At 69.4% G+C, this 20889-nt stretch carries 25 protein-coding genes; 6 read left to right on the forward strand and 19 right to left on the reverse strand.

Annotated features, from left to right (window positions below):
- Positions 1-6: 6 nt before the first annotated feature.
- From nuoK to V8J39_RS04545, 18 genes are all read right to left on the reverse strand, one after another.
- Entirely contained in the window at positions 7-312 is a 306-nt protein-coding gene (gene nuoK / locus V8J39_RS04460) for an NADH-quinone oxidoreductase subunit NuoK (protein ID WP_336459646.1), read from the reverse strand.
- Positions 313-406: 94 nt separating this feature from the next.
- Complete coding sequence (locus V8J39_RS04465; RefSeq protein WP_336459647.1) at positions 407-1018, reverse strand: NADH-quinone oxidoreductase subunit J; 612 nt, start codon at positions 1016-1018, stop codon at positions 407-409.
- Between the two features lie 25 nt (positions 1019-1043).
- Complete coding sequence (locus tag V8J39_RS04470) at positions 1044-1451, reverse strand: carboxymuconolactone decarboxylase family protein (RefSeq protein WP_336459648.1); 408 nt, start codon at positions 1449-1451, stop codon at positions 1044-1046.
- 25 nt (positions 1452-1476) lie between these two features.
- Positions 1477-1968: an NADH-quinone oxidoreductase subunit NuoI gene (gene nuoI, locus V8J39_RS04475; protein WP_336459649.1), complete on the reverse strand. Its 492-nt coding sequence runs from the start codon at positions 1966-1968 to the stop codon at positions 1477-1479.
- A 1-nt stretch (position 1969) separates the two neighbouring features.
- Positions 1970-3007, reverse strand: a complete 1038-nt coding sequence (nuoH, locus tag V8J39_RS04480) for an NADH-quinone oxidoreductase subunit NuoH (protein WP_336459650.1) — start codon at positions 3005-3007, stop codon at positions 1970-1972.
- 15 nt (positions 3008-3022) lie between these two features.
- On the reverse strand, positions 3023-3436 hold the full coding sequence (locus V8J39_RS04485) for a hypothetical protein (RefSeq protein ID WP_336459651.1): 414 nt from the start codon (positions 3434-3436) through the stop codon (positions 3023-3025).
- A gap of 6 nt (positions 3437-3442) precedes the next feature.
- Positions 3443-5461, reverse strand: coding sequence for an NADH-quinone oxidoreductase subunit NuoG (gene nuoG / locus V8J39_RS04490; RefSeq protein ID WP_336459652.1), 2019 nt, complete (start codon positions 5459-5461; stop codon positions 3443-3445).
- A gap of 12 nt (positions 5462-5473) precedes the next feature.
- Positions 5474-5683: a DUF805 domain-containing protein gene (locus V8J39_RS04495; RefSeq protein ID WP_336459653.1), complete on the reverse strand. Its 210-nt coding sequence runs from the start codon at positions 5681-5683 to the stop codon at positions 5474-5476.
- A gap of 24 nt (positions 5684-5707) precedes the next feature.
- A complete protein-coding gene (locus tag V8J39_RS04500) occupies positions 5708-6094 on the reverse strand; it encodes a hypothetical protein (protein WP_336459654.1) in 387 nt (128 codons plus the stop codon).
- Between the two features lie 24 nt (positions 6095-6118).
- Positions 6119-7414: an NADH-quinone oxidoreductase subunit NuoF gene (gene nuoF / locus V8J39_RS04505; protein ID WP_336459655.1), complete on the reverse strand. Its 1296-nt coding sequence runs from the start codon at positions 7412-7414 to the stop codon at positions 6119-6121.
- A 33-nt stretch (positions 7415-7447) separates the two neighbouring features.
- Positions 7448-7666, reverse strand: coding sequence for a DUF5337 family protein (locus V8J39_RS04510; RefSeq protein WP_336459656.1), 219 nt, complete (start codon positions 7664-7666; stop codon positions 7448-7450).
- 6 nt (positions 7667-7672) lie between these two features.
- Positions 7673-8878, reverse strand: a complete 1206-nt coding sequence (locus tag V8J39_RS04515) for an NADH-quinone oxidoreductase subunit E (RefSeq protein ID WP_336459657.1) — start codon at positions 8876-8878, stop codon at positions 7673-7675.
- Positions 8878-10086, reverse strand: a complete 1209-nt coding sequence (locus tag V8J39_RS04520; protein ID WP_336459658.1) for an NADH-quinone oxidoreductase subunit D — start codon at positions 10084-10086, stop codon at positions 8878-8880. The genes V8J39_RS04515 and V8J39_RS04520 overlap by 1 nt, the downstream gene beginning before the upstream one ends.
- 2 nt (positions 10087-10088) lie before the next feature.
- Positions 10089-10994 (reverse strand): sulfotransferase, encoded by a 906-nt coding sequence (locus tag V8J39_RS04525; RefSeq protein WP_336459659.1) that lies wholly within the window; start codon positions 10992-10994, stop codon positions 10089-10091.
- Positions 10995-10998: 4 nt separating this feature from the next.
- Positions 10999-11616 carry an NADH-quinone oxidoreductase subunit C gene (locus V8J39_RS04530; protein WP_336459660.1) on the reverse strand — a complete coding sequence of 206 codons (618 nt, stop codon included), beginning with the start codon at positions 11614-11616 and terminating at the stop codon, positions 10999-11001.
- Positions 11617-11626: 10 nt separating this feature from the next.
- A complete protein-coding gene (locus V8J39_RS04535; RefSeq protein ID WP_336459661.1) occupies positions 11627-12151 on the reverse strand; it encodes a NuoB/complex I 20 kDa subunit family protein in 525 nt (174 codons plus the stop codon).
- Positions 12151-12516 (reverse strand): NADH-quinone oxidoreductase subunit A, encoded by a 366-nt coding sequence (locus tag V8J39_RS04540; RefSeq protein ID WP_336459662.1) that lies wholly within the window; start codon positions 12514-12516, stop codon positions 12151-12153. Before V8J39_RS04540 ends, V8J39_RS04535 begins: the two co-directional genes overlap by 1 nt.
- A 217-nt stretch (positions 12517-12733) precedes the next feature.
- A complete protein-coding gene (locus tag V8J39_RS04545) occupies positions 12734-13465 on the reverse strand; it encodes a glutathione S-transferase family protein (RefSeq protein ID WP_336459663.1) in 732 nt (243 codons plus the stop codon).
- Positions 13466-13655: 190 nt separating this feature from the next.
- On the opposite strand from V8J39_RS04545, the gene V8J39_RS04550 reads away from it, so the two are divergent.
- Entirely contained in the window at positions 13656-14273 is a 618-nt protein-coding gene (locus V8J39_RS04550; RefSeq protein WP_336459664.1) for an OmpW/AlkL family protein, read from the forward strand.
- 118 nt (positions 14274-14391) lie between these two features.
- Here V8J39_RS04550 and V8J39_RS04555 read toward each other — a convergent pair whose 3' ends face one another.
- Positions 14392-15120, reverse strand: coding sequence for an HAD hydrolase-like protein (locus V8J39_RS04555; RefSeq protein ID WP_336459665.1), 729 nt, complete (start codon positions 15118-15120; stop codon positions 14392-14394).
- Between the two features lie 122 nt (positions 15121-15242).
- On the opposite strand from V8J39_RS04555, the gene glmU reads away from it, so the two are divergent.
- The 5 genes from glmU to V8J39_RS04580 all read left to right on the forward strand — a co-directional run bounded on the left by glmU (position 15243) and on the right by V8J39_RS04580 (position 20817).
- Positions 15243-16589 (forward strand): bifunctional UDP-N-acetylglucosamine diphosphorylase/glucosamine-1-phosphate N-acetyltransferase GlmU, encoded by a 1347-nt coding sequence (gene glmU, locus V8J39_RS04560; protein ID WP_336459666.1) that lies wholly within the window; start codon positions 15243-15245, stop codon positions 16587-16589.
- 1 nt (position 16590) lies between these two features.
- Positions 16591-18405, forward strand: coding sequence for a glutamine--fructose-6-phosphate transaminase (isomerizing) (glmS, locus tag V8J39_RS04565; RefSeq protein WP_336459667.1), 1815 nt, complete (start codon positions 16591-16593; stop codon positions 18403-18405).
- A complete protein-coding gene (locus tag V8J39_RS04570; RefSeq protein ID WP_336459668.1) occupies positions 18402-19025 on the forward strand; it encodes a DNA alkylation repair protein in 624 nt (207 codons plus the stop codon). The genes glmS and V8J39_RS04570 overlap by 4 nt, the downstream gene beginning before the upstream one ends.
- Before the next feature lie 321 nt (positions 19026-19346).
- Positions 19347-20378 carry a GTP 3',8-cyclase MoaA gene (moaA, locus tag V8J39_RS04575; RefSeq protein ID WP_442902546.1) on the forward strand — a complete coding sequence of 344 codons (1032 nt, stop codon included), beginning with the start codon at positions 19347-19349 and terminating at the stop codon, positions 20376-20378.
- On the forward strand, positions 20371-20817 hold the full coding sequence (locus V8J39_RS04580; protein WP_336459670.1) for a DUF1810 domain-containing protein: 447 nt from the start codon (positions 20371-20373) through the stop codon (positions 20815-20817). The genes moaA and V8J39_RS04580 overlap by 8 nt, the downstream gene beginning before the upstream one ends.
- The last annotated feature ends 72 nt before the right edge of the window (positions 20818-20889 follow it).

The raw sequence follows: 20889 nt of genomic DNA on the forward strand, positions 1-20889 counted from the left end.
GGCCCCTCAGCCTTTCATCACGTTGACGTCTTCGACATCGATCGTGCCGCGGTTGCGGAAGAAGCAGACGAGGATCGCCAGACCGATCGCCGCCTCGGCCGCGGCGACCGTCAGCACGAACATGGTGAAGACCTGCCCCGCGAGATCGCCGAGCGCGGCCGAGAAGGCCACCATGTTGATGTTGACCGCCAGCAGCATCAGTTCGATCGACATCAGGATGACGATCACGTTCTTCCGATTGAGGAAGATCCCGAAGATCCCGATCACGAACAGCGCGGCAGCCACGCCAAGATAATGGGTCAATCCGATCATTCTCGTCCCTCCGGGCGCCTACACCCGCTTCCTTCACCGGCCCCGTCACGAAGGGCCCAATCTCTCGTCCCGCCGCCGCCTCCGGCGGGCGGGCTCAGCCGAGCCCCTGCCCCGACTTGACGTCGCGCAGCTCGACCGCCTCTTCGGGCTTGCGGTACATCTGGCGCAGCACGTCCTGGCGCTTGACGTCCTTGCGGTGGCGCAGCGTCAGCACGATCGCCCCGATCATCGCCACCAGCAGCACCAGCGCCGCCATCTGGAACAGGAAGACGTACTTGTCGTACAGCAGCGCGCCCAGCGCGGCGGTGTTGGTCACCCCTTCGGGCGTCGGCGCGACCCGCAGCCCCATCGCCGCCGAGGACCCCTGCCACGAACCGAAGGCCATCCCCAGCTCGAGCAGGATCACCACCCCCACCAGCAGGCCGAGCGGCATGTAGCGCGCCATCTCGCCCTTCAGCTCGGCGAAGTCGACGTCGAGCATCATCACCACGAACAGGAACAGCACCGCGACGGCGCCGACATAGACGATGATCAGCAGCATCGCGACGAATTCCGCGCCCATCAGCACGAACAGCCCCGCCGCCGCCAGGAAGGCGAGGATCAGCCACAGCACGCCGTGGACGGGGTTCTTGTTCACCACGACCATCAGCCCCGACACCACCGCGATCACCGCGAACAGGTAGAAGGCGAATTCGAAAAAGGTCATCCCCGGGCCCTCACTTGCGCGTCCCTCATTCCGTCTCGTCCAGGTCCTTGAACACGCCCTGGGCGATCTCAAGTGCCTTGGTCATGGCGGGCAGCCCGCCGAACATGCTCATCTGGTAGATCACTTCCGCGATCTCCCGCTGCTTCGCCCCCGCCTCCAGCGCGTGGCGGATCGCCAGCCTCAGCTGCGGCTCCGCATGCGCGCCCAGAACCGTCAGCGCCGCGATCGTCACCAGAAGCCGGGTCTTGGCGTCCAGCCCGTCGCGGTTGAAGGTCTTGCCGAACCACATCTCCATGAAGTCCTTGGACATCGTGGGGATGAGGTTCTCGAACCCCTTGAAAGAGAAGTTCTCCATCGCCGGGTTGAAGGCGCGGGCCATTTCCTGGCCCTGCTCCATCATCGTCCGGAACATCTTGGAGAATTCGTCGCTCATCCGGGGTCCTTACCTGCTGTCCGCCTCAGCGGTACGGGGCATCCATCTCGAGGTTGCGCGCGATCTCGGCTTCCCAGCGCGCGCCGTTGGCCAGAAGCTTGTCCTTGTCATAGAACAGCTCCTCGCGGGTCTCGGTCGCGAATTCGAAATTCGGCCCCTCGACGATCGCGTCCACCGGGCAGGCTTCCTGGCAGAAGCCGCAGTAGATGCATTTCGTCATGTCGATGTCGTAGCGCGTGGTGCGGCGGCTGCCGTCCTCGCGCGGTTCGGCATCGATGGTGATCGCCTGCGCCGGGCAGATCGCCTCGCACAGCTTGCACGCGATGCAGCGCTCTTCCCCGTTCGGGTAGCGGCGCAGCGCATGCTCGCCACGGAAGCGCGGCGACAGCGGCCCCTTCTCGTGCGGGTAGTTCAGCGTCTCTTTCGGCGCGAAGAAGTATTTCATCCCGAGGCCGAAGCCCTTGATGAAATCCATCATGAAGAAGTAGTGCGCGGCGCGCGCGACATCGAACGCCATGTCAGCCTCCCATCGTCCAGCGGGCCCAGAGGCCGCCGAACACTTCGTAGCGGGCAAGGATCGAGACCAGCACGACCCAGATCAGCGAAAGCGGCAGGAACACCTTCCAGCCGATCCGCATCAGCTGGTCGTAGCGGTAGCGGGGCACGATGGCCTTCACCATCGCGAACATGAAGAAGAAGAACCACATCTTCACGAACATCCAGAAGAACCCGTCGGGCAGACCCGGGATCGGGCTCAGCCAGCCGCCGAAGAACAGGATCGACAGCAGCGCGCACATCAGGAAGATCGCGATGTATTCGCCGGCCATGAACAGCAGGAACGGGGTCGAGCTGTATTCGACCTGGTAACCGGCGACGAGTTCGGATTCCGCTTCCGGCAGGTCGAAGGGCGGGCGGTTCGTTTCGGCCAGCGCCGAGACGAAGAACAGCACGACCATCGGCAGGTGCGGCAGCCAGTACCAGTTGAACAGGCCATAGGCGCCGTCCTGGGCGCGGACGATGTCGCCAAAGCTCATCGAGCCGGTCGAGATGATCACCCCGATGATGATCAGGCCCAGCGACACCTCGTACGAGATCATCTGCGCGGCCGACCGGAGCGAGCCCAGGAACGGGTATTTCGAGTTCGAGGCCCAGCCGCCCATGATCACGCCGTAGACTTCCAGCGACGAGACCGCGAAGACGAACAGCACCGCGACGTTGATGTCCGACAGCACCCAGCCGTCGGCCAGCGGGATCACCGCGAAGGCCATCATCGCCAGCACGAAGCTGAGGATCGGCGCCAGGAAGAACACGAACTTGTCCGACCCGGCCGGGACGATGACCTCCTTCAGGATGTACTTCAGCGCATCCGCGAAGGTCTGCATCAGGCCCCAGGGGCCGACCACGTTCGGGCCGCGCCGCAGCTGCACCGCCGCCCAGATCTTCCGGTCGCCGTAGACCATGAAGATCAGCGAGATCATCACGAAGGCCACGACCCCGATCGCCTGCACGAGGATCAGCAGGAAGGTGCCCAGAGAGGTGTTCAGAAACTCAGCCATCTTGCCTTATGTCCCTCAGACCGTCGGTATGCCCTGTGCGGCGCAGTCGGCGACGACCACCTCCGCGTCCAGCGTCGATATGCCGCGGGGCAGCGCCGGCGAGATCGTGTAAACCGCATCCGCCTTCCAAACGCCACCCTGTTCGTCGACATTCGTGCGCACGTGGCGCGCGAAGCCGTAGCCCCGGATCAGGGCGTATTGCGCCGCGGCGCAGGCCGCGTAGGCCTCCACGTCCGGCAGGCCGCGGGCGCCCGACATCGCCACGCGGAAATTCACCAGGTCACCCGACAGAAGCCGGGTCTCGATCCCCCGATACGACGGCTTGAAGGCCGCCTGCCCCGCCGCCGCGTCGCCGCTCGGCGCACAGGCCCCGAGCCCGGCCAGAAGGCCGGTCGCGGTCAGTGCGGCAAGGGGACGGGTGGCGCGCATCGGTTCTCACTCCGCCGCGAGCGGCGTGGCCGCGCGCTCGGCGGCCAGTTTCGACAGTTCCGCCATCAGCGCCGAAGCGCGCGCGATCGGGTTGGTCAGGTAGAAATCCGTCACCGGGGTGCGGAAATCGGCCTTCGGCAGCTCGCGCAGCTCGAGGCTGGGCAGCGTGTTCTCGGCCACCACGTCGATCTTGGCCAGGTGCGGCGCCGCCGCGACCAGCTTCTGGCGCAGTTGCGCCAGACTGTCCCAGGGCAGCGTCGCCCCCAGCTCGGCCGAGACCGCGCGCAGGATCGCCCAGTTCTCCTTGGCCTCGCCCGGCGCGAAACCGGCGCGGAACGCCAGCTGCGGGCGGCCCTCGGTGTTCACGAACAGGCCGTTTTCCTCGGTATAGGCCGCGCCCGGCAGGATCAGGTCGGCGCGGTGCGCGCCCCGATCGCCGTGGCTGCCCTGGTAGATCACGAAGGGACCCGGGGCGATCTCGACCTCGTCGGCGCCCAGCGACCACACGACGTCGGCGCCGTCGATCGCGGCGGTCACGCCGCCCTCGGTCACCGCGCCCACGTCCAGCGCGCCGACCCGGCTTGCGGCCGTGTGCAGCACCAGCACCTTGGCGCCGGTCGCCGCAGCGAGCTTCATCACCTGCGCCATCACGCCCGCGCCGTCGGATTCGGTCAGGCTGCCGGCGCCGACGATGATCAGGCTCTCGACCCGGTCCGCCTCGGCCACGTCGCGCCCGGCCAGATCGACCAGCGCCTCGCGCCCGGTGCCGATGTGGTCATAGGGGAAGGTCAGGTCGACCGCCGGGCCGATCAGCCCGACGCTCGCGCCCGCCGACCAGGCCTTGCGGATCCGCGCGTTCAGCACCGGCGCCTCGTTGCGCGGGTTCGACCCGATGATCAGGATCGACTTCGCGTGGTCGATGTCCTCGATCCGGCCGTTGCCGACATAGGCGCCCCGCTCGCCCGCGACCAGCCGCGCGCCGTCGGTGCGGCACTCGACCGAGCCGCCCATCCCCTCGATCAGGGTCTTGAGCGAGAAGGCGGCCTCGACCGGGGCCAGGTCGCCGATGATGCCGGCGACCTTGCGGCCCTTCATCGCGCGGGCGGCGGCGGCCAGCGCCTCGCCCCAGCCCGCCTTCCGCAGGCGGCCGTTCTCGCGGATGTAGGGCGTGTCCAGCCGCTGGCGGCGCAGGCCGTCCCAGACGAAGCGGGTCTTGTCGCTGATCCACTCCTCGTTCACGCCGTCATGGTTGCGCGGCAGGATCCGCATCACTTCGCGGCCCTTGGTGTCGACGCGGATGTTGCTGCCCAGCGCGTCCATCACGTCGATGGTCTCGGTCTTCGACAGCTCCCACGGACGGGCGGTGAAGGCATAGGGCTTCGAGACCAGCGCGCCCACCGGGCACAGGTCGATGATGTTGCCCTGCAGGTTCGAGTTCAGCGTCTCGTTCAGATAGCTGGTGATCTCGGCGTCTTCACCACGCCCGGTCTGCCCCATCTGGTGGATGCCCGCGACTTCGGTGGTGAAGCGCACGCAGCGGGTGCACGAGATGCAGCGCGTCATGTGCGTCTCGACCAGCGGGCCGAGGTTGAGGTCCGTCGACGCCCGCTTCGGCTCGCGATAGCGAGAGAAGTCGACGCCATAGGCCATCGCCTGGTCCTGCAGGTCGCATTCGCCGCCCTGGTCGCAGATCGGGCAGTCGAGCGGGTGGTTGATGAGCAGGAACTCCATCACCCCCTCGCGCGCCTTCTTCACCATCGGCGAGTTGGTCTTGATCACCGAGGGCGCGCCATCCGGGCCGGGGCGCAGGTCCTTGACCTGCATCGCGCAGCTGGCGGCGGGCTTCGGCGGGCCGCCGACGACCTCGACCAGGCACATCCGGCAGTTGCCGGCGATCGACAGCCGTTCGTGATAGCAGAAGCGCGGCACCTCGATCCCGGCCTGCTCGCAGGCCTGGATGATCGTCAGGTTCGGATCGACCTCGATCTCGCGCTCGTCGATGATGATCTTGCGCAGGTTAGACATGTCTCTCTCCGCTCAGCGGTTGTCGCCCGAGGGCCAGCGTTTCAGCGCCAGCACCCAGAGTGCAATCAGGTTCACGACCGGCAGCAGCGCCAGCAGCACCCACCAGCCCGAATGGCCGGTCCGCTGCAGGATGCGCACCACCGGCCAGAAGACGATCACGAAGACCACCGCGCTCCAGATCAGCGCGGGGATCCCGGTCGCCTCGTAGGCAAATCCGTGCATTCCCATTCCGTCCCCCCACCGCGGTCACGCGCAGGCCCCGGCGAACTGCCACGCGCCCGCGACGAACCGGCCCTGGGCCGTCGCGTCATAGCGCCGCCCGGCACCCTCGCAGGCCAGCCGCGCCACGTCCTTGGCAGGCTTGCCCTCGTCATAGCGCATCGCGCCGCCCGCGCGAGTGACGCTGACCGTGTCGCCCGCGACCGCCTGCGCGCCCGCGCCGGTGAACCGCACGCCCGCCGGGCCCCGGGTCACGCCGGCATGGAAGCTTTCGCCCCTGTACGCGATCGGCGAGCCGGGGCTCATCGCGGTCTGGGTGGCCGAAAACCCCTGCGGCGTCTCGCGCAGGTTCGGCTCGCCGCAGGCCGCAAGTGCCCCGACGCCGAAAATGCCGATGATCCCCATGGGTTTCACGCCGCCCTGCTCCCGCTCTGGCCCTTACTCGGCCGCCATGGCGCCCATGCGCCCGGTCTTCTTCGCCTTGATCCGATCCTCGATCTCTTCGCGGTAGTGACGGATCAGGCCCTGGATCGGCCAGGCCGCCGCGTCGCCCAGCGCGCAGATCGTGTGGCCTTCCACCTGCTTGGTGACCGACAGCAGCATGTCGATCTCCTCGGGCTCGGCATCGCCGGTCACCAGGCGGTCCATCACCCGCATCATCCAGCCGGTGCCTTCCCGGCAGGGCGTGCACTGGCCGCAGCTCTCGTGCTTGAAGAACTTGGCCAGACGCCACACCGCCTTGATGACGTCGGTCTGCTGGTCCATCACGATCATGCAGGCGGTGCCGAAGGACGACTTCAGCTCGCGCATCCCGTCATAGTCCATGATCGCGTCGTCGCACTGGCTGGCGGGGATGATCGGGCAGGACGCGCCGCCCGGGATCACCGCCTTCAGGTTGGCCCAGCCGCCGCGCACGCCGCCGCCATGCTTCTCGATCAGCTCGCGCATCGAGATCGACATCGTCTCTTCGATGACGCAGGGCGTGTTCACGTGGCCCGACATCGCGAAAAGCTTCACGCCCGCGTTGTTCGGCCGCCCGAAGGACGCGAACCACTCGCCGCCGCGGCGCAGGATCGTCGGCACGACCGCGATCGATTCCACGTTGTTCACCGTGGTCGGGCAGCCGTAGAGACCCGCGCCGGCCGGGAACGGCGGCTTCATCCGCGGCATCCCCTTCTTGCCTTCCAGGCTTTCCAGCAGCGCCGTCTCCTCGCCGCAGATGTAGGCGCCGGCGCCGTGGTGCAGGTAGACGTCGTAGTCATAGCCCGACCCGCAGGCATCGCGCCCCACCAGCCCCGCGTCATAGCATTCGTCGATGGCGGCCTGCAGGGCCTCCTTCTCGCGGATGTACTCGCCCCGGATGTAGATGTAGGCCGCGCGCGCCCCCATCGCGAAGCCGGCGATCAGCGCCCCCTCGATCAGCGTGTGCGGATCGTGGCGCATGATCTCGCGGTCCTTGCAGGTCGCGGGCTCGGATTCGTCGGCGTTGATCACCAGATAGGCCGGGCGGCCGTCCGACTGCTTGGGCATGAACGACCACTTCAGACCGGTCGGGAAGCCCGCGCCGCCGCGCCCGCGCAGGCCCGACTTCTTCATCTCCTCGACGATCCAGTCGCGCCCCTTCTCGAGGATGCCGGCGGTGCCGTCCCAGTGGCCGCGCATCCGCGCGCCCTGAAGCGAACGGTCGTGCATGCCGTAGAGGTTGGTAAAGATCCGGTCCTGGTCCTTCAGCATCTCATCTCTCCCCTTCCGGGCCCCTTCCGGGTCTCAACCGCGGGCCATCGCCCGCTTGATCCGCCATGTCACCACCAGCGCCCACAGGAACGCCGCGATCGCCGCGAGGTCGACGAGGAAGGCATAGGACGGGTCCAGCCCCATCCGCCCTCCCAGCCAGCCGAGCCCGAGCCAGAGGATCATCGTCACCGCGATGACCACCGCCACCATCCGCGCCTGGCGCTGGAGGGCCTTCTGGTCGGGGCCGGACATGCCCGCTCAGTAGTCGTTCGTCTTGGCCCGGCGCAGGAATTCCTCGCGCCCGACCTCGAGGATCAGCTTCGCCTGCGCCACCCACTTGTCGCGGGTGACCCGGCCGCGGAACCCCTTCAGGTTGCCGTCGACCCAGGCCACCTCGGCCGGGGTCCAGTTGGCGATCTGCTCGTAATGATAGATGCCAAGGCCGTTCAGCGTCTCTTCCAGCTTGGGGCCCACGCCCTCGATCACCTTCAGGTCGTCGCCGCCACCGTCGCGCGGCGCGGACAGGCCCTGCGGCTGCACGCCCTCTCCACCGGCCTCGACCGGCACCTCGGACGGGCCCTCGGGCGCCGCGTCGGGCTCGACCGCGGCCGCGCTCTCGGCCGGGGCCTCCTGCACGGTCACGCCGGTCTCGTCGGCGGGCAGGCCCGCGCCCGGCGTCGCCTCGGGGCCCGGGGCCGGGGCATTGCGCGGACCCGGCGCGACATAGGCCGGGTTGGCCTCCCAGACCTGCGGCTGCGAGCCGGCGATCCAGGGCGTCGAGATCGGAACCTCGGTGCCGTCGATGCGCTTGACGGTCTCGCCGATGTCGACCGCCCGCTGGACCGAGCCGTTGTAGGGCGCGCCGCCGGTGAACTCGGTCAGGCTGGTCAGCCCGCCCGCGGGTTCCGACGAATAGCGCCCGATCTCCGAACCGGGCCGCGGCACGTTGCCCGCCGCCAGCTCGTCGATCAGCTTTTCCAGCCCGGCCGGGGTCAGGTCCTCGTAATAGTCCTTGCCGATCTGCGCCATCGGCGCGTTCGCGCAGGCGCCGAGGCACTCGACCTCCTCCCACGAGAACTTGCCGTCGGCCGAGACCTCATGCGCATGGGCGGCGATCTTGCGCTTGCAGACCTCCATCAGGTCCTCGGCGCCGACGATCATGCAGGACGTGGTGCCGCAGATCTGGAAATGCGCAATCGAACCCGTGGGTTGCAGCTGGAACATGAAGTAGAACGTCGCGACTTCCAGCGCCCGGATATAGGCCAGGTCCAGCAGACCCGCGACATATTCGATCGCCGGGCGGCTCAGCCAGCCCTCCTGCTCCTGCGCGCGGAACAGCAGCGGGATGATCGCCGAGGCCTGACGGCCCTCGGGGTACTTGGCGATCTGGCCCTTGGCCCAGGCGAGGTTCGCGGGCGTGAATTCGAAGCTTTCCGGCTGGACCGGATGCAGGCGACGCAGCATTAGCGGTCCACCTCCCCAAACACGATATCCATGGTGGCGATCAGCGCCGAGACGTCGGCCAGCTGGTGGCCCTTGCCCATCCAGTCCATCGCCTGCAGGTGCAGGTAGCCCGGGGCGCGGATCTTGGCGCGGTAGGGCTTGTTCGACCCGTCCGCGACCAGGTAGACGCCGAATTCGCCCTTCGGCGCCTCGACGGCGGCATAGACCTCGCCCGCGGGGACGTGGAAGCCCTCGGTATAAAGCTTGAAGTGGTGGATCAGCGCTTCCATCGAGCGCTTCATCTCGCCACGTTTCGGCGGCGTCACCTTGCCGCGGGCCAGCACGTCGCCCGGGGTTTTCTTCAGCATCTCGCAGGCTTGCCGGCAGATCTTCACCGATTCATACATCTCCTTCACCCGGCACAGGTACCGGTCGAAGCAGTCGCCGTTGGTGCCGACGGGGATGTTGAATTCGAAATCGTCGTAGTTCTCGTAGGGCTGCGCGCGGCGCAGGTCCCACGGCAGGCCCGAGCCGCGGGCCATCACGCCCGAGAAGCCCCAGTCGAGCACGTCCTGTTCCTTGACGATGCCGATGTCGACGGTGCGCTGCTTGAAGATGCGGTTGTCCGTCACCAGCCCGTCGATGTCGTCGAGCTTCTTCGGGAATTCCGCCATCCAGTCGTAGATGTCGTCGATCAGCTTCTCGGGCAGGTCCTGGTGCACGCCGCCGGGCCGGAAATAGGCCGAGTGCAGACGGGCGCCGCAGGCGCGTTCGTAAAACACCATCAGCTCTTCGCGCGCGACGAAGCCCCAGAGCGGCGGCGTCAGCGCGCCCACGTCCATCGCGCCAGTGGTGACGTTCAGGAGGTGGTTCAGGATCCGGCCGATTTCCGAATAGAGCACGCGGATGATCTGGGCGCGCCTGGGCACCTCGACCCCCACCAGCCGCTCGATCGCCAGGCACCAGGCATGTTCCTGGTTCATCGGCGCCACATAGTCCAGCCGGTCGAAATACGGCAGGTTCTGCAGGTAGGTGCGGCTTTCCATCAGCTTTTCGGTGCCGCGGTGCAGCAGGCCGATATGCGGGTCGGCGCGCTCGACGATCTCGCCGTCAAGTTCCAGCACCAGCCGCAGAACCCCGTGCGCCGCAGGGTGCTGCGGCCCGAAGTTGATGTTGAAGTTGCGGATCTTCTGTTCGCCCGTCAGCGCGTCGTCGAAAGTGCCGTCCATGCTCACGCCCCCATCCAGTTGGCCTGCCAGCGCTCGGGCAGCGGGCCGAAATTCTGCGCCACATAGGCATATTGCGGCTCAAGAAAGTCTTGCGCCTGCCGTTTGGACCCCGGCGCGATCGAAACCTTCACGCCCTCATGCGCCCGCGCCCCGGTGTCGGCCGGCCGGTAGCCGATGCCGAGAAAGGCGCAAAGCCGCCGCAGACCGGTCTCGGTCAGCAGCCGTTCCGAGAACTCGACCATCAGCTGGCCGGCGGGCACCGCCGCCTGCAGCCGCTCGATCGTGCCGCGGTAGTCGCCGCGGGCCGGGATATGCGTCTCGAGCCCGCGCTTGCAGACCCGGTTCAGGATCCGCTTCGACTTGACCTCGACCTCTTCGCCGGGGCGCTGCTGGCGCGTGGCCTGCATCCGCACATGGCTCCAGAGCCGCTCGACCGGGTCGCGCATCAGGTAGAGCACCCGCACCGCCGGCGACAGCCGCGCCATCATCGACAGCCGCTCGACCGACAGCAGCGCGTAGCCCGGCGTGATGTCCGCCGCCAGCCGCTCGGCGCCCTCGCCCCGCTGTAGATAGGCGAGATAGGCCGCGTCGGCGGCCGCAGCCTCGCCCGACTGCGCCAGCCGCAGCACCCCCTCCAGCTCGTCGAGATCGTCGAGCTGGCGGCGCAGGTTGGCACGGCGCCAGTGCTGCCCCTCGCCCAAGCCTGCGAGGCGGCCGTCGAGATCGCGGCGCAGGCGCGCCCAGGTCTCGAACTGGGTATCGAAGTCGGCGGTGTCCACGGTATCGAAGTAATGCAGTTCCTTGATCGACCGCAGGCGGCAATCCGGGTGGTCGTGCAGGTAGCGGTACAGCCAGGACGTGCCGGCCTTCGTCGCTCCCACGCAGAACAGGATCACCCCCCCGGCCACGAGATCAGGCCTTCGCCTTGTCGTCGCCCGGCAGCACGTATTTCGCGCCCTCCCAGGGCGACATGAAATCGAACTGGCGGTATTCTTGGGTCAGCTTCACGGGTTCGTAGACCACGCGCTTCTCGATCTCGTCATACCGCACCTCGGTATAGCCGGTGGTCGGGAAGTCCTTGCGCAGCGGATGGCCGCGGAAGCCGTAGTCGGTCAGGATCCGGCGCAGGTCCGGGTGGCCCGAGAAGATGATCCCGAACATGTCGAAGACTTCGCGCTCGAACCAGTTGGCCGACTTGTGCACCGTCACGATCGACGGGACCATCTGGTCCTCGCGCACCGGCACCGTCACGCGGATGCGGTGGTTCCGGTACATCGACAGGAAGTGGTAGACGACGTCGAACCGCTCGGGCCGGGTCGGGTAGTCGACCGCGGTGATGTCGACGAGGCTCGAGAACTTGCAGGTGCCGTCGGTGCGCAGGAAGTCGATCAGCCCGACGAGGCCCGCGGTGGTCGCGGTCACGGTCAGCTCGCCGAATTCCACCCGGGTCGAGGAGACGCAGTCGGACCGGCGGCTCTCGATGTGATGGGCCAGCTCGATCAGCGCGTCGGTGTTGGCGTGTTCGGTCATCGTGCCCTCCTCAGCGCACCAGGGTGCCGGTGCGGCGGATCTTGCGCTGCAGCTGCAGCACGCCGTAGAGCAGCGCCTCGGCCGTGGGCGGGCAGCCCGGCACGTAGATGTCGACCGGCACCACGCGGTCGCAGCCGCGCACCACGGAATAGCTGTAGTGATAGTAGCCGCCGCCATTGGCGCAGCTGCCCATCGAGATGACATAGCGCGGCTCGGGCATCTGGTCGTAGACCTTGCGCAGCGCCGGCGCCATCTTGTTGGTCAGCGTGCCCGCGACGATCATCAGGTCGGACTGGCGCGGCGAGGCGCGCGGCGCGGTCCCGAACCGCTCGATGTCATAGCGCGGCATCGACACCTGGATCATCTCGACCGCGCAGCAGGCGAGCCCGAAGGTCATCCAGTGCAGCGAGCCGTTGCGGGCCCAGTTGATGATGTCTTCCGTCGAGGTCAGCAGGAAACCCTTGTCCTGCAGCTCGGCGTTCAGCGCCTGGGTCGCGACCTCGCGGTCGGCGCCGGCGGTGTTGGCTCCGGTCATCACTCCCATTCGAGCGCTCCCTTCTTCCATTCATAGGCGAAGCCGACGGTCAGGACGCCCAGGAAGACCATCATCGACCAGAAGGCCACTTCCGACAGCCCGCCGAAGGCGACCGCCCAGGGGAACAGGAACGCCACTTCGAGGTCGAAGATGATGAACAGGATCGACACCAGGTAGAAGCGCACGTCGAACTTCATCCGCGCATCGTCGAAGGCGTTGAACCCGCATTCGTAGGCCGAGACCTTTTCCGGGTCCGGGTTGCGGACCGCGACGATCACCGCCGCAAGGGTCAGGATCAATCCCAGGGCCACCGCCAATGCGAGAAAAATCAGGATCGGCAGGTATTCGCGCAGCAATCCGTCCACGGCTGGTTCCCCTCCTGTCGCAAGCGGATCACCGCTCGCAAGAACTCCGGCTGAGGCACCGTTTACTCTCCGCAGGGGGCGCGGTCAACTGACGCACCCCGGGTTTTCACCGCAGTGCAGCGAAAAGAATGCAATTGTATGCGAATAGTTTACCCGACGTAATGACTTGCGGCCGCCGCGGCATCGGGTCGCGCGACACCGCGTCCCGCCGGGCGGTCTAGCCCGCGCCCGGCCCGGGCCGCGAAGACCGCGACGGGGCGGTCGCGCCGCCTTCGGTCGGCGCGGCAGACGGAGCGGCAGCCGGCGGGGTGGCGGCGGGCGGCGGGTAGAACGGCTGGCGGTACAGCTCGGCCGGGCCGTCGGCCGCGCGGGCGCGCAGGAAGCCGGGCCGCGCCCGCAGCCGCCCGAGCCAGGCCGCGGTGCGCGGCAGCCCCTCGAGGGGGATGAAGCGGGTGGCGATGTCGGCGCTGTAGCCCATCGCGATGTCGGCCATCGAGAAGCCGCCCAGCAGCCACTCGCCCCGCGCCCGGTCCTCGACCGCCGCCAGCACCCGCGCCAGCCGCCGCGCCTCGAGCGTCATGACGGTGGGCGAGCGCATCCAGTCCTCGCGCAGGACGATGTGCTGCTGGGTGAGGTTGGCCAGATGCGCGCCCGCGGTCTCGGCATAGTGCAGCCACTCCAGCCAGTCCGCCCGCTCGCCCGCGCCGGGGCCAAGACGGCCCTCGCGCTCGGACAGCCACTGCAGGATCGCGCCGGATTCGGCCATGCGCCCACCGTCGATCTCGATCGCGGGCACCCGCCCCGCGGGCGACAGCACCCGGTAGTCCGGCCCGCGCAGGCTGCCGTCGAGCAGGCTCACGCGGACAAGCTCGTAGCCGAGCCCCAGCTCCTCGAGCGCCCAGAGCACGCGGAAGGATCTGGTCTGGGCGGCGTGGTGCAGGCGGATCATCGGTGGCGCGTCCCCGGACATGCGGCGCGCCGAGTGAAGCCGCCGGCGCCCGCAAGGGAAAGCGGAACGCCGCGTCGGGTGCGACAGGTTGTCCACCCGCGCCGCGCGCCGGGCGGTCTTGATCCAGATCAACGCTGCGCCCCGGGACGCGGGCCTAAGCCCGGGCCATCGCTTGAAACGGAGAGACCCGATGCGCCCCCTTGCCCGCGCGGCCGCCTGTGCCGCCCTCGCCCTCCTGCCCGCCAGCGGCGCCCTCGCCCAGTCGGCCGGAGACATCACCCTCGGCTTCGGGCTGCACACGGTGAACCCCAAGGACGACATCGGCACGCTGGCCGGGGCCGAGGCCCATGCCGGCGACAATGCCCAGCCGACGATCACCTTCGAATACTTCCTGCGCGACAACCTCGGGATCGAGCTGCTGGCGGCGACGCCCTTCAGCCACGACGTCTCGCTCGCGGGGCTCGGCACGGTCGCCAAGGTCAAGCAGCTGCCGCCGACGGTCTCGATCCAGTATCACGTCCAGACCGGCACCCGCGCGACGCCCTTCCTCGGCGTCGGCCTGAACTGGACCACCTTCACCGAGGACAAGGGCACCGGCGCGCTGGCGGGGGCGGATGTCGATCTCGACGACAGCTGGGGACTGGCGCTGCACGCGGGCGTCGACTGGCAGATCTCGGAGCGCGGGGCGCTGCGGCTGGATGCGCGCTGGATCGACATCGACAGCGAGGTGAAGGTCAACGGCGCCAAGGTCGGCACCGCCCATGTCGACCCCTGGGTCTTCGGCGTGGCCTACGTGCACCGGTTCTGACCGGCCCGCACGTGGCGCCAGCCACCGGCACGGCCCCCCGGCCCGCGTCACCGGCTCCGCCGGTCGCGCGGGCCGGCGGGTCCGGCGACGCGGGGGCACCGCCGGCCGCCGCGCCGGGTCAGGCCAGAAGCCGCTCGGCCAGCGCCGGCAGGTCCTCGTAGCGATCGAGCAGCGCCTCGGGCGCAAGGCGGGCGATGCCGGGGCCCTCGGGGCCGAAGGTCACCAGCGCCACCGGCACGCCGACCGCGAGCCCGGTCCTGCGGTCGGTCTCGGTATCGCCGATCAGCATCGAGCGCGCGACCGTGCCGCCCGCCCGCTCGACCGCCGCCACGTAGGGCGCGGGATCGGGCTTGCGCACCGGCAGCGTGTCGGCGCCGACCAGCGAGGCGAACAGGTCGCGGATCCCCATCTCGGTCAGCAGCTGATGCGCCAGCGCCTCGGGCTTGTTGGTGCAGATGCCGACCGCGAAGCCGCGGGCGCGCAGCGCCTCGACCGCCGCGACCGCGCCCGGATAGGCGCGGGTATGCACCCGGATCGCCGCGCCATAGGCCGCCAGCAGCCGCGGGTACTGCGCATCCACCGCCGCCTCGTCCGGCGCCTGCCCCAAGGCCTGCCCCAAAGCCTGCCCCTGCGCTCCCTGCCCTTCCGCGCCCTGCTCCTGCGCCGATGCCCGCATGAAGCCCAGCCGCAGCATCGCCCGCCCGCCGTGGAACGCGGTCAGCGCATCGCGGGCCGGGTCCAGCAGATCGCCCAGCCCCAGGTCGCGGAAACAGCTGTTGGCCGCCGCGATCAGGTCGCCCGACGTGTCCGCCAGCGTTCCGTCCAGATCGAAGATCACCGTGCGCATGGCTGCCTCTCCAGGGCGCTGCGGCCCCTGTAACTTGTGGAAACGTCGTTTGATGCCACCGCCCCTTGCGGCACACCGGGGCATGGGTAAATACGGGGGCGAGCAGGAACAAGAGGCGACAGATGGCAACCGCCCTGATCATCCTGGCCGCGGGCCAGGGAACCCGGATGAATTCCGACCGCCCGAAGGTGCTGCACCCGCTGGGCGGCGTGCCGATGCTGTGGCACGCGATGGCCGCCGGCGACACGCTGTTCCCCGAGCTGACCGTCGTGGTCACCGGCCATGGCGGCCCCGAGGTCGAGGCCGCCGCCAAGGCGCACAACCCCGAGGCGGTCTGCGTCACCCAGTCCGAGCGGCTGGGCACCGGCCACGCCGTGCAGCAGGCGGTCCCCGCGCTCGAGGGTTTCTCGGGCCGCGCGATCGTGCTTTACGGCGACACCCCCTTCATCGCCCCCGAGACGCTGGAACGGCTGGCCGAGGCCCGCGCCGACGTGACCGTGCTGGGCTTCACCCCCGCCGACCCGGGCCGCTACGGCCGGCTGGTGACGGCGGGCGACAGCCTGGAACGCATCGTCGAGTGGAAGGATGCCAGCGCCGAGGAACGCGCGATCACCCTGTGCAATTCCGGGGTGATGGCCTGCGACGTTGATCTTCTGCGCGAGCTTCTGGCCGGGCTGACGAACGACAATGCCGCCGGCGAATACTACCTGACCGACATCGTGGGCCTGGCCCGCGCCCGCGGCCTTGCCGCCGGCGTCGTCACCTGCGACGAGTCCGAGACGCTGGGCATCAACTCGCGCCCCGAACTCGCCGCGGCCGAGGTCGCCTTCCAGGCGCGCCGGCGCGCCGAGGCGATGGAGACCGGCGTCACCCTTCATGCGCCCGAGACCACCTTCTTCAGCTTCGACACCGTGATCGGCCGCGACGCCGTCATCGGCCCGAACGTGGTCTTCGGCCCCGGCGTGACCGTGGAATCCGAGGCCGAGATCCGCGCCTTCTGCCATCTCGAGGGCTGCCATGTCAGCCGCGGCGCGACCGTCGGCCCCTTCGCCCGCCTGCGCCCCGGCGCCGAGCTGGCCGAAGAGGTCCATGTCGGCAACTTCGTCGAGATCAAGAACGCGACGCTGGACGAGGGCGTGAAGGTCGGACACCTGACCTACCTTGGCGACGCCCATGTCGGCGAGCACACGAACATCGGCGCGGGCACGGTCACCTGCAACTATGACGGCGTGTCCAAGCACCGCACCGTCATCGGCGCACGCGCCTTCATCGGCTCGGACACGATGCTGGTCGCGCCGGTGACCGTCGGCGCCGACGCGATGACCGGATCGGGGTCGGTGATCACCTCGGACGTGCCCGACGGCGCGCTGGCGATCGGCCGCGCCCGGCAGGAGACGAAGCCGGGCCTGGCGGTGAAGCTGTTCGAGAAACTGAAGGCCGCGAAGGCCCGCAAGCTGGCGAGGCGCTGAGATGTGCGGAATTGTCGGGGTTCTGGGGAACCATGAGGTCGCGCCGATCATCGTCGAGGCGCTGAAGCGGCTGGAATACCGCGGTTACGACTCGGCGGGCATCGCCACGGTGAACCACGGCCGGCTCGACCGGCGCCGGGCGGTGGGCAAGCTGATCAACCTGTCGGACGTGCTGGTGCACGAGCCGCTGGCCGGCAAGTCCGGCATGGGCCACACACGCTGGGCCACCCACGGCGCAGCGACGGTGACGAATGCGCACCCGCACCGCTCGGGCCCGGTGGCGGTGGTGCACAACGGCATCATCGAGAACTTCCGCGAGCTGCGCGAAGAGCTGGCCGCGGCCGGCCTCAAGCCGGAAAGCCAGACCGACACCGAAACGGTGGCGATGCTGGCGCGGCTGCATCTCGACCGCGGCCTGTCGCCGCGCGACGCGGCGGTGGCGACGCTCGCCCGGCTGGAGGGGGCGTTCGCGCTCCTGTTCCTGTTCGACGGCGAGGAGGACCTGCTGGTCGCCGCGCGCAAGGGCTCGCCGCTCGCCATCGGGCATGGCGACGGCGAGATGTTCGTGGGCTCGGACGCGATCGCGCTCTCGCCGATGACCGACCGGATCACCTATCTCGAAGAGGGCGACCATGCCTTCGTCACCCGCGCCGGCGCCGAGATCTTCGACGTCTCGGGGCGGCGCGCGAACCGCGACATGGGCCGGATCGCCGTCGATGCGACGCGGATCGAGAAGGCCGGCTACAAGCACTTCATGATGAAGGAGATCGCCGAGCAGCCGGTGGTGATCGGCGACGCGCTGAACCGCTACCTGCGCGACGGCGGCATCGACCTTCCCGAAGCCCTTGATTTCACGAAGGTCGATCGGCTTCTGCTGGTGGCCTGCGGCACGGCCTCCTATGCCTGCATGACCGCGAAATACTGGTTCGAGACGCTGGCGGGCATCCCCTGCGACACCGACATCGCGTCCGAGTTCCGCTATCGCGAGCCGCCGCTGTCGCCGGCGACGATGGCGGTCTTCGTCAGCCAGTCCGGGGAGACCGCCGACACGCTGGCCGCGCTGCGCTATGTCAGCGAGAAGGTCGCCAGCGTGGTGTCGGTGGTCAACGTGCCGACCTCGTCGATCGCCCGGGAAAGCGACGTGGCGCTGCCGATCCATGCCGGGGTCGAGGTCGGCGTCGCCTCGACCAAGGCCTTCACCTGCCAGCTGACGGTGCTGGCGCTGATGGCGCTGAAGGCGGCGGTGGATCGCGGGCGGCTCGATGCCGATGGCCTCGCCGCGCATCTCGACAGCCTGCGCGCGCTGCCGGGTCTGATGAACCAGGCGCTCGGCCGCTCGGACGAGATCGCGCGGCTGGCCGACCGCCTGGCCGAGGCGCAGGACGTGCTGTTCCTGGGCCGCGGCGCGCTGTATCCTCTGGCGCTGGAAGGCGCGTTGAAGCTGAAGGAAATCAGCTACATCCACGCCGAAGGTTATGCGTCGGGCGAACTGAAGCACGGGCCGATCGCGCTGATCGACCGGATGGTGCCGGTGGTGGTTCTGGCGCCGCATGACAGGCTGTTCGACAAGACCGTGTCGAACATGCAGGAGGTGATGGCGCGCCACGGCATGGTGCTTTTGATGTCGGATGCGCAGGGCGTGCGGACCGCGGGCGAAGGCACCTGGGCCAGCGTGACCCTGCCCGCCTGCCCCGACCTCGTGGCGCCGATCCTCTATGCCGTGCCCGCCCAGCTTCTCGCCTACCACACCGCCGTCGCCAAGGGCACGGATGTGGACCAGCCCCGCAACCTCGCGAAATCGGTGACCGTGGAATGACGCCTGACGAAGCCCTTGCCGCCCTGCGCGGCCTCGACGGCGCGGCACTCGACGCGCTGGTGCGCGACTGGCGCGGCGCGATCGCGATCGAGGAGCGCTGCACGCTCGCGGCCGGGCTCTGGGCCAGCGGCGAGACGCCGGCGCGGATCGCGGCGGCGAAGCTCTTGACCCAGGCCCGGATCGCCGGGGATGCCGAGGTCTGGGACCTGGTGATGGACTGGGCCGCCGAGGCCGAAGGCCCGGTCGCGCAGGCGGTGGCCCGGGCCGGCGAGCGGCGGCTGGCGGCGGACCCGTCGCGGCTGGTCGACCTGGCCGAGCTGATCGACCAGGCCGCCCCCGAGGCGCGGCGCACCGCGCTCGCGATGACGCTTCCCTTCGCGAAGATGGCCTTCCCCAAGGAGGACGATCTCGCCGCGCGCGAGATGATCCTCGACTGGGCGGCGATGCTGTGGGCGACCCGCGCCACCCGCCCTGCGGCCGAGGCCTGGGTCGCGGCGCTGGCCCGCCACGACGCCGAACGCGCCGAGCGCTGGCGCGCCGCGCGCGAAGAGGACCGCGCCGCCGCGCGCGAAGCCTCGCAGCCGAAACCGAAGGACCCGCCGCCCGTCTCCGAGGACTGAGCGCCGGGGCCAGCGCCAAGACGCCCGCCCTGGACCCGACCTCCGGGACCTGACCTCCGGGACCTGGGTCAGCGGCCCGATCGCGGCACCCGCCGACACCGGCCGCCCCGCGCCGCGGGCCGGCGCCGGGCGAGCCGCGACCGCGCCCCCGGCGGGGCATCGCGCGCGGCCGGCCGGGTCGCGCCTTGCCACCCGCGCCGCGCCCGCCATCCGCACCCCCCCGGGACCAATCGGCGACCGATCGGCGGCCAAACGCGGGACCCGTCGCGGGGCATCGGTCCGGGCGATCTGCGCCGCAGGCCCCTGCGGCCCCTTGCAGCGATGCCGGACCGGGCCTACCTTCCCCGGATCATGGCATGTCTCATCGACCCCTTCGCCCGTCCGATCTCCTACCTGCGCGTCTCGGTGACGGATCGCTGCGACTTCCGCTGCACCTACTGCATGGCCGAACAGATGCAGTTCCTGCCGAAAAAGGACCTGCTCTCGCTCGAGGAGCTGGACCGGCTCTGCTCGACCTTCATCCGGCTCGGGGTGTCGAAGCTGCGCATCACCGGCGGCGAGCCGCTGGTGCGGCGCGACATCCTGCATTTCTTCCGCGCGATGAAGCGCCATCTCGACGCGGGCGACCTGCGCGAGCTGACGCTGACCACCAACGGCAGCCAGCTGGCGAAATACGCCGGTGACCTTGCCGCCTGCGGGATCCGCCGGATCAACGTCAGCCTCGACACGCTCGACGACGCCAAGTTCACCGAGATCACCCGCTGGGGCCGGCTGCGGCAGGTGCTCGACGGGCTGACGGCCGCGACCGAGGCCGGGATCCGGGTCAAGATCAACACCGTCGCGCTCAAGGGCTTCAACGAGGACGAGCTCTACACCCTCGTCGAGTGGTGCGGCCGGCAGGGGCACGACCTCACCTTCATCGAGGTGATGCCGATGGGCGAGATGGGCGAGGAGACGCGGCTGGACCAATACTGGCCGATCCTCGACCTGCGCGCGCGACTGGCCGAACGGTTCCGGCTGGTCGACAGCGACGAGCGGTCGGGCGGCCCCGCGCGCTATGTCCGCCTCGAGGAGACCGGGCAGAAGATCGGCTTCATCACGCCGCTCACGCATAATTTCTGCGAAAGCTGCAACCGGGTGCGGGTCACCTGCACGGGCGAGCTGTACATGTGCCTCGGTCAGGAGGACCGTGCCGATCTGCGCGCGCCGCTGCGCGCCAGCGCCGACGATGCGGGGCTGGAAGCCGCGATCCGCGATGCGATCCTGCGCAAGCCCAAGGGTCACGACTTCGACTATTCGCGCGGCCGCGTCGGCGGGCAGATGCCGCGCCACATGAGCCATACCGGTGGCTGAGGCCGCCGGGGCCGCGCGCGATCTGGCGCGGTTCCACGCGGCGCAGGCACGCCAGTATGCCGACGCGCTGGCCGAGCTGCGCGCCGGCCGCAAGACCAGCCACTGGATCTGGTTCGTCTTCCCGCAGCTGCGCGCGCTCGGCCGCTCGGGCACCGCGCGATTCTACGGCATCGAGGATCTGGCCGAGGCGCAGGCCTATCTTGCCGATCCCGTCCTGTCCGCCCGCCTCGCCGAGGCCGCGGGCGCGGTGCTGGACCACGCCGGCACCGCGGTCGAGACGATCATGGGCAGCAGCGTCGATGCGCTGAAGCTGCGCTCGAGCGCGACGCTCTTCGCCCATGCCGGCCCGGCCACGCCCGCCGGGGCGGCGATGCTGTCGCTGCTGCAGCGGTTCTGGGCCGGTGCCGGGGACCCGCTCACCCGCGACCTGCTGGCCTGACCCCGCCCGTCTTCCCGACGCCCCGGCATGGGCGCCCGGGCGCAGGGGGGTGGGGGGGGGGGGGGGGGGGGG

Source organism: Frigidibacter sp. MR17.24 (assembly GCF_037095655.1).
Lineage (GTDB): Bacteria > Pseudomonadota > Alphaproteobacteria > Rhodobacterales > Rhodobacteraceae > Frigidibacter.

Coding starts and splice junctions, on each gene's coding strand:
- nuoK (WP_336459646.1), bottom strand. CDS start 312: ATGATCGGATTGACCCATTATCTTGGCGTGGCTGCCGCGCTGTTCGTG.
- V8J39_RS04465 (WP_336459647.1), bottom strand. CDS start 1,018: ATGACCTTTTTCGAATTCGCCTTCTACCTGTTCGCGGTGATCGCGGTG.
- V8J39_RS04470 (WP_336459648.1), bottom strand. CDS start 1,451: ATGAGCGACGAATTCTCCAAGATGTTCCGGACGATGATGGAGCAGGGC.
- nuoI (WP_336459649.1), bottom strand. CDS start 1,968: ATGGCGTTCGATGTCGCGCGCGCCGCGCACTACTTCTTCATGATGGAT.
- nuoH (WP_336459650.1), bottom strand. CDS start 3,007: ATGGCTGAGTTTCTGAACACCTCTCTGGGCACCTTCCTGCTGATCCTC.
- V8J39_RS04485 (WP_336459651.1), bottom strand. CDS start 3,436: ATGCGCGCCACCCGTCCCCTTGCCGCACTGACCGCGACCGGCCTTCTG.
- nuoG (WP_336459652.1), bottom strand. CDS start 5,461: ATGTCTAACCTGCGCAAGATCATCATCGACGAGCGCGAGATCGAGGTC.
- V8J39_RS04495 (WP_336459653.1), bottom strand. CDS start 5,683: ATGCACGGATTTGCCTACGAGGCGACCGGGATCCCCGCGCTGATCTGG.
- nuoF (WP_336459655.1), bottom strand. CDS start 7,414: ATGCTGAAGGACCAGGACCGGATCTTTACCAACCTCTACGGCATGCAC.
- V8J39_RS04510 (WP_336459656.1), bottom strand. CDS start 7,666: ATGTCCGGCCCCGACCAGAAGGCCCTCCAGCGCCAGGCGCGGATGGTG.
- V8J39_RS04515 (WP_336459657.1), bottom strand. CDS start 8,878: ATGCTGCGTCGCCTGCATCCGGTCCAGCCGGAAAGCTTCGAATTCACG.
- V8J39_RS04520 (WP_336459658.1), bottom strand. CDS start 10,086: ATGGACGGCACTTTCGACGACGCGCTGACGGGCGAACAGAAGATCCGC.
- V8J39_RS04530 (WP_336459660.1), bottom strand. CDS start 11,616: ATGACCGAACACGCCAACACCGACGCGCTGATCGAGCTGGCCCATCAC.
- V8J39_RS04535 (WP_336459661.1), bottom strand. CDS start 12,151: ATGACCGGAGCCAACACCGCCGGCGCCGACCGCGAGGTCGCGACCCAG.
- V8J39_RS04545 (WP_336459663.1), bottom strand. CDS start 13,465: ATGATCCGCCTGCACCACGCCGCCCAGACCAGATCCTTCCGCGTGCTC.
- V8J39_RS04550 (WP_336459664.1), top strand. CDS start 13,656: ATGCGCCCCCTTGCCCGCGCGGCCGCCTGTGCCGCCCTCGCCCTCCTG.
- V8J39_RS04555 (WP_336459665.1), bottom strand. CDS start 15,120: ATGCGCACGGTGATCTTCGATCTGGACGGAACGCTGGCGGACACGTCG.
- glmU (WP_336459666.1), top strand. CDS start 15,243: ATGGCAACCGCCCTGATCATCCTGGCCGCGGGCCAGGGAACCCGGATG.
- glmS (WP_336459667.1), top strand. CDS start 16,591: ATGTGCGGAATTGTCGGGGTTCTGGGGAACCATGAGGTCGCGCCGATC.
- V8J39_RS04570 (WP_336459668.1), top strand. CDS start 18,402: ATGACGCCTGACGAAGCCCTTGCCGCCCTGCGCGGCCTCGACGGCGCG.
- moaA (WP_442902546.1), top strand. CDS start 19,347: ATGCCGGACCGGGCCTACCTTCCCCGGATCATGGCATGTCTCATCGAC.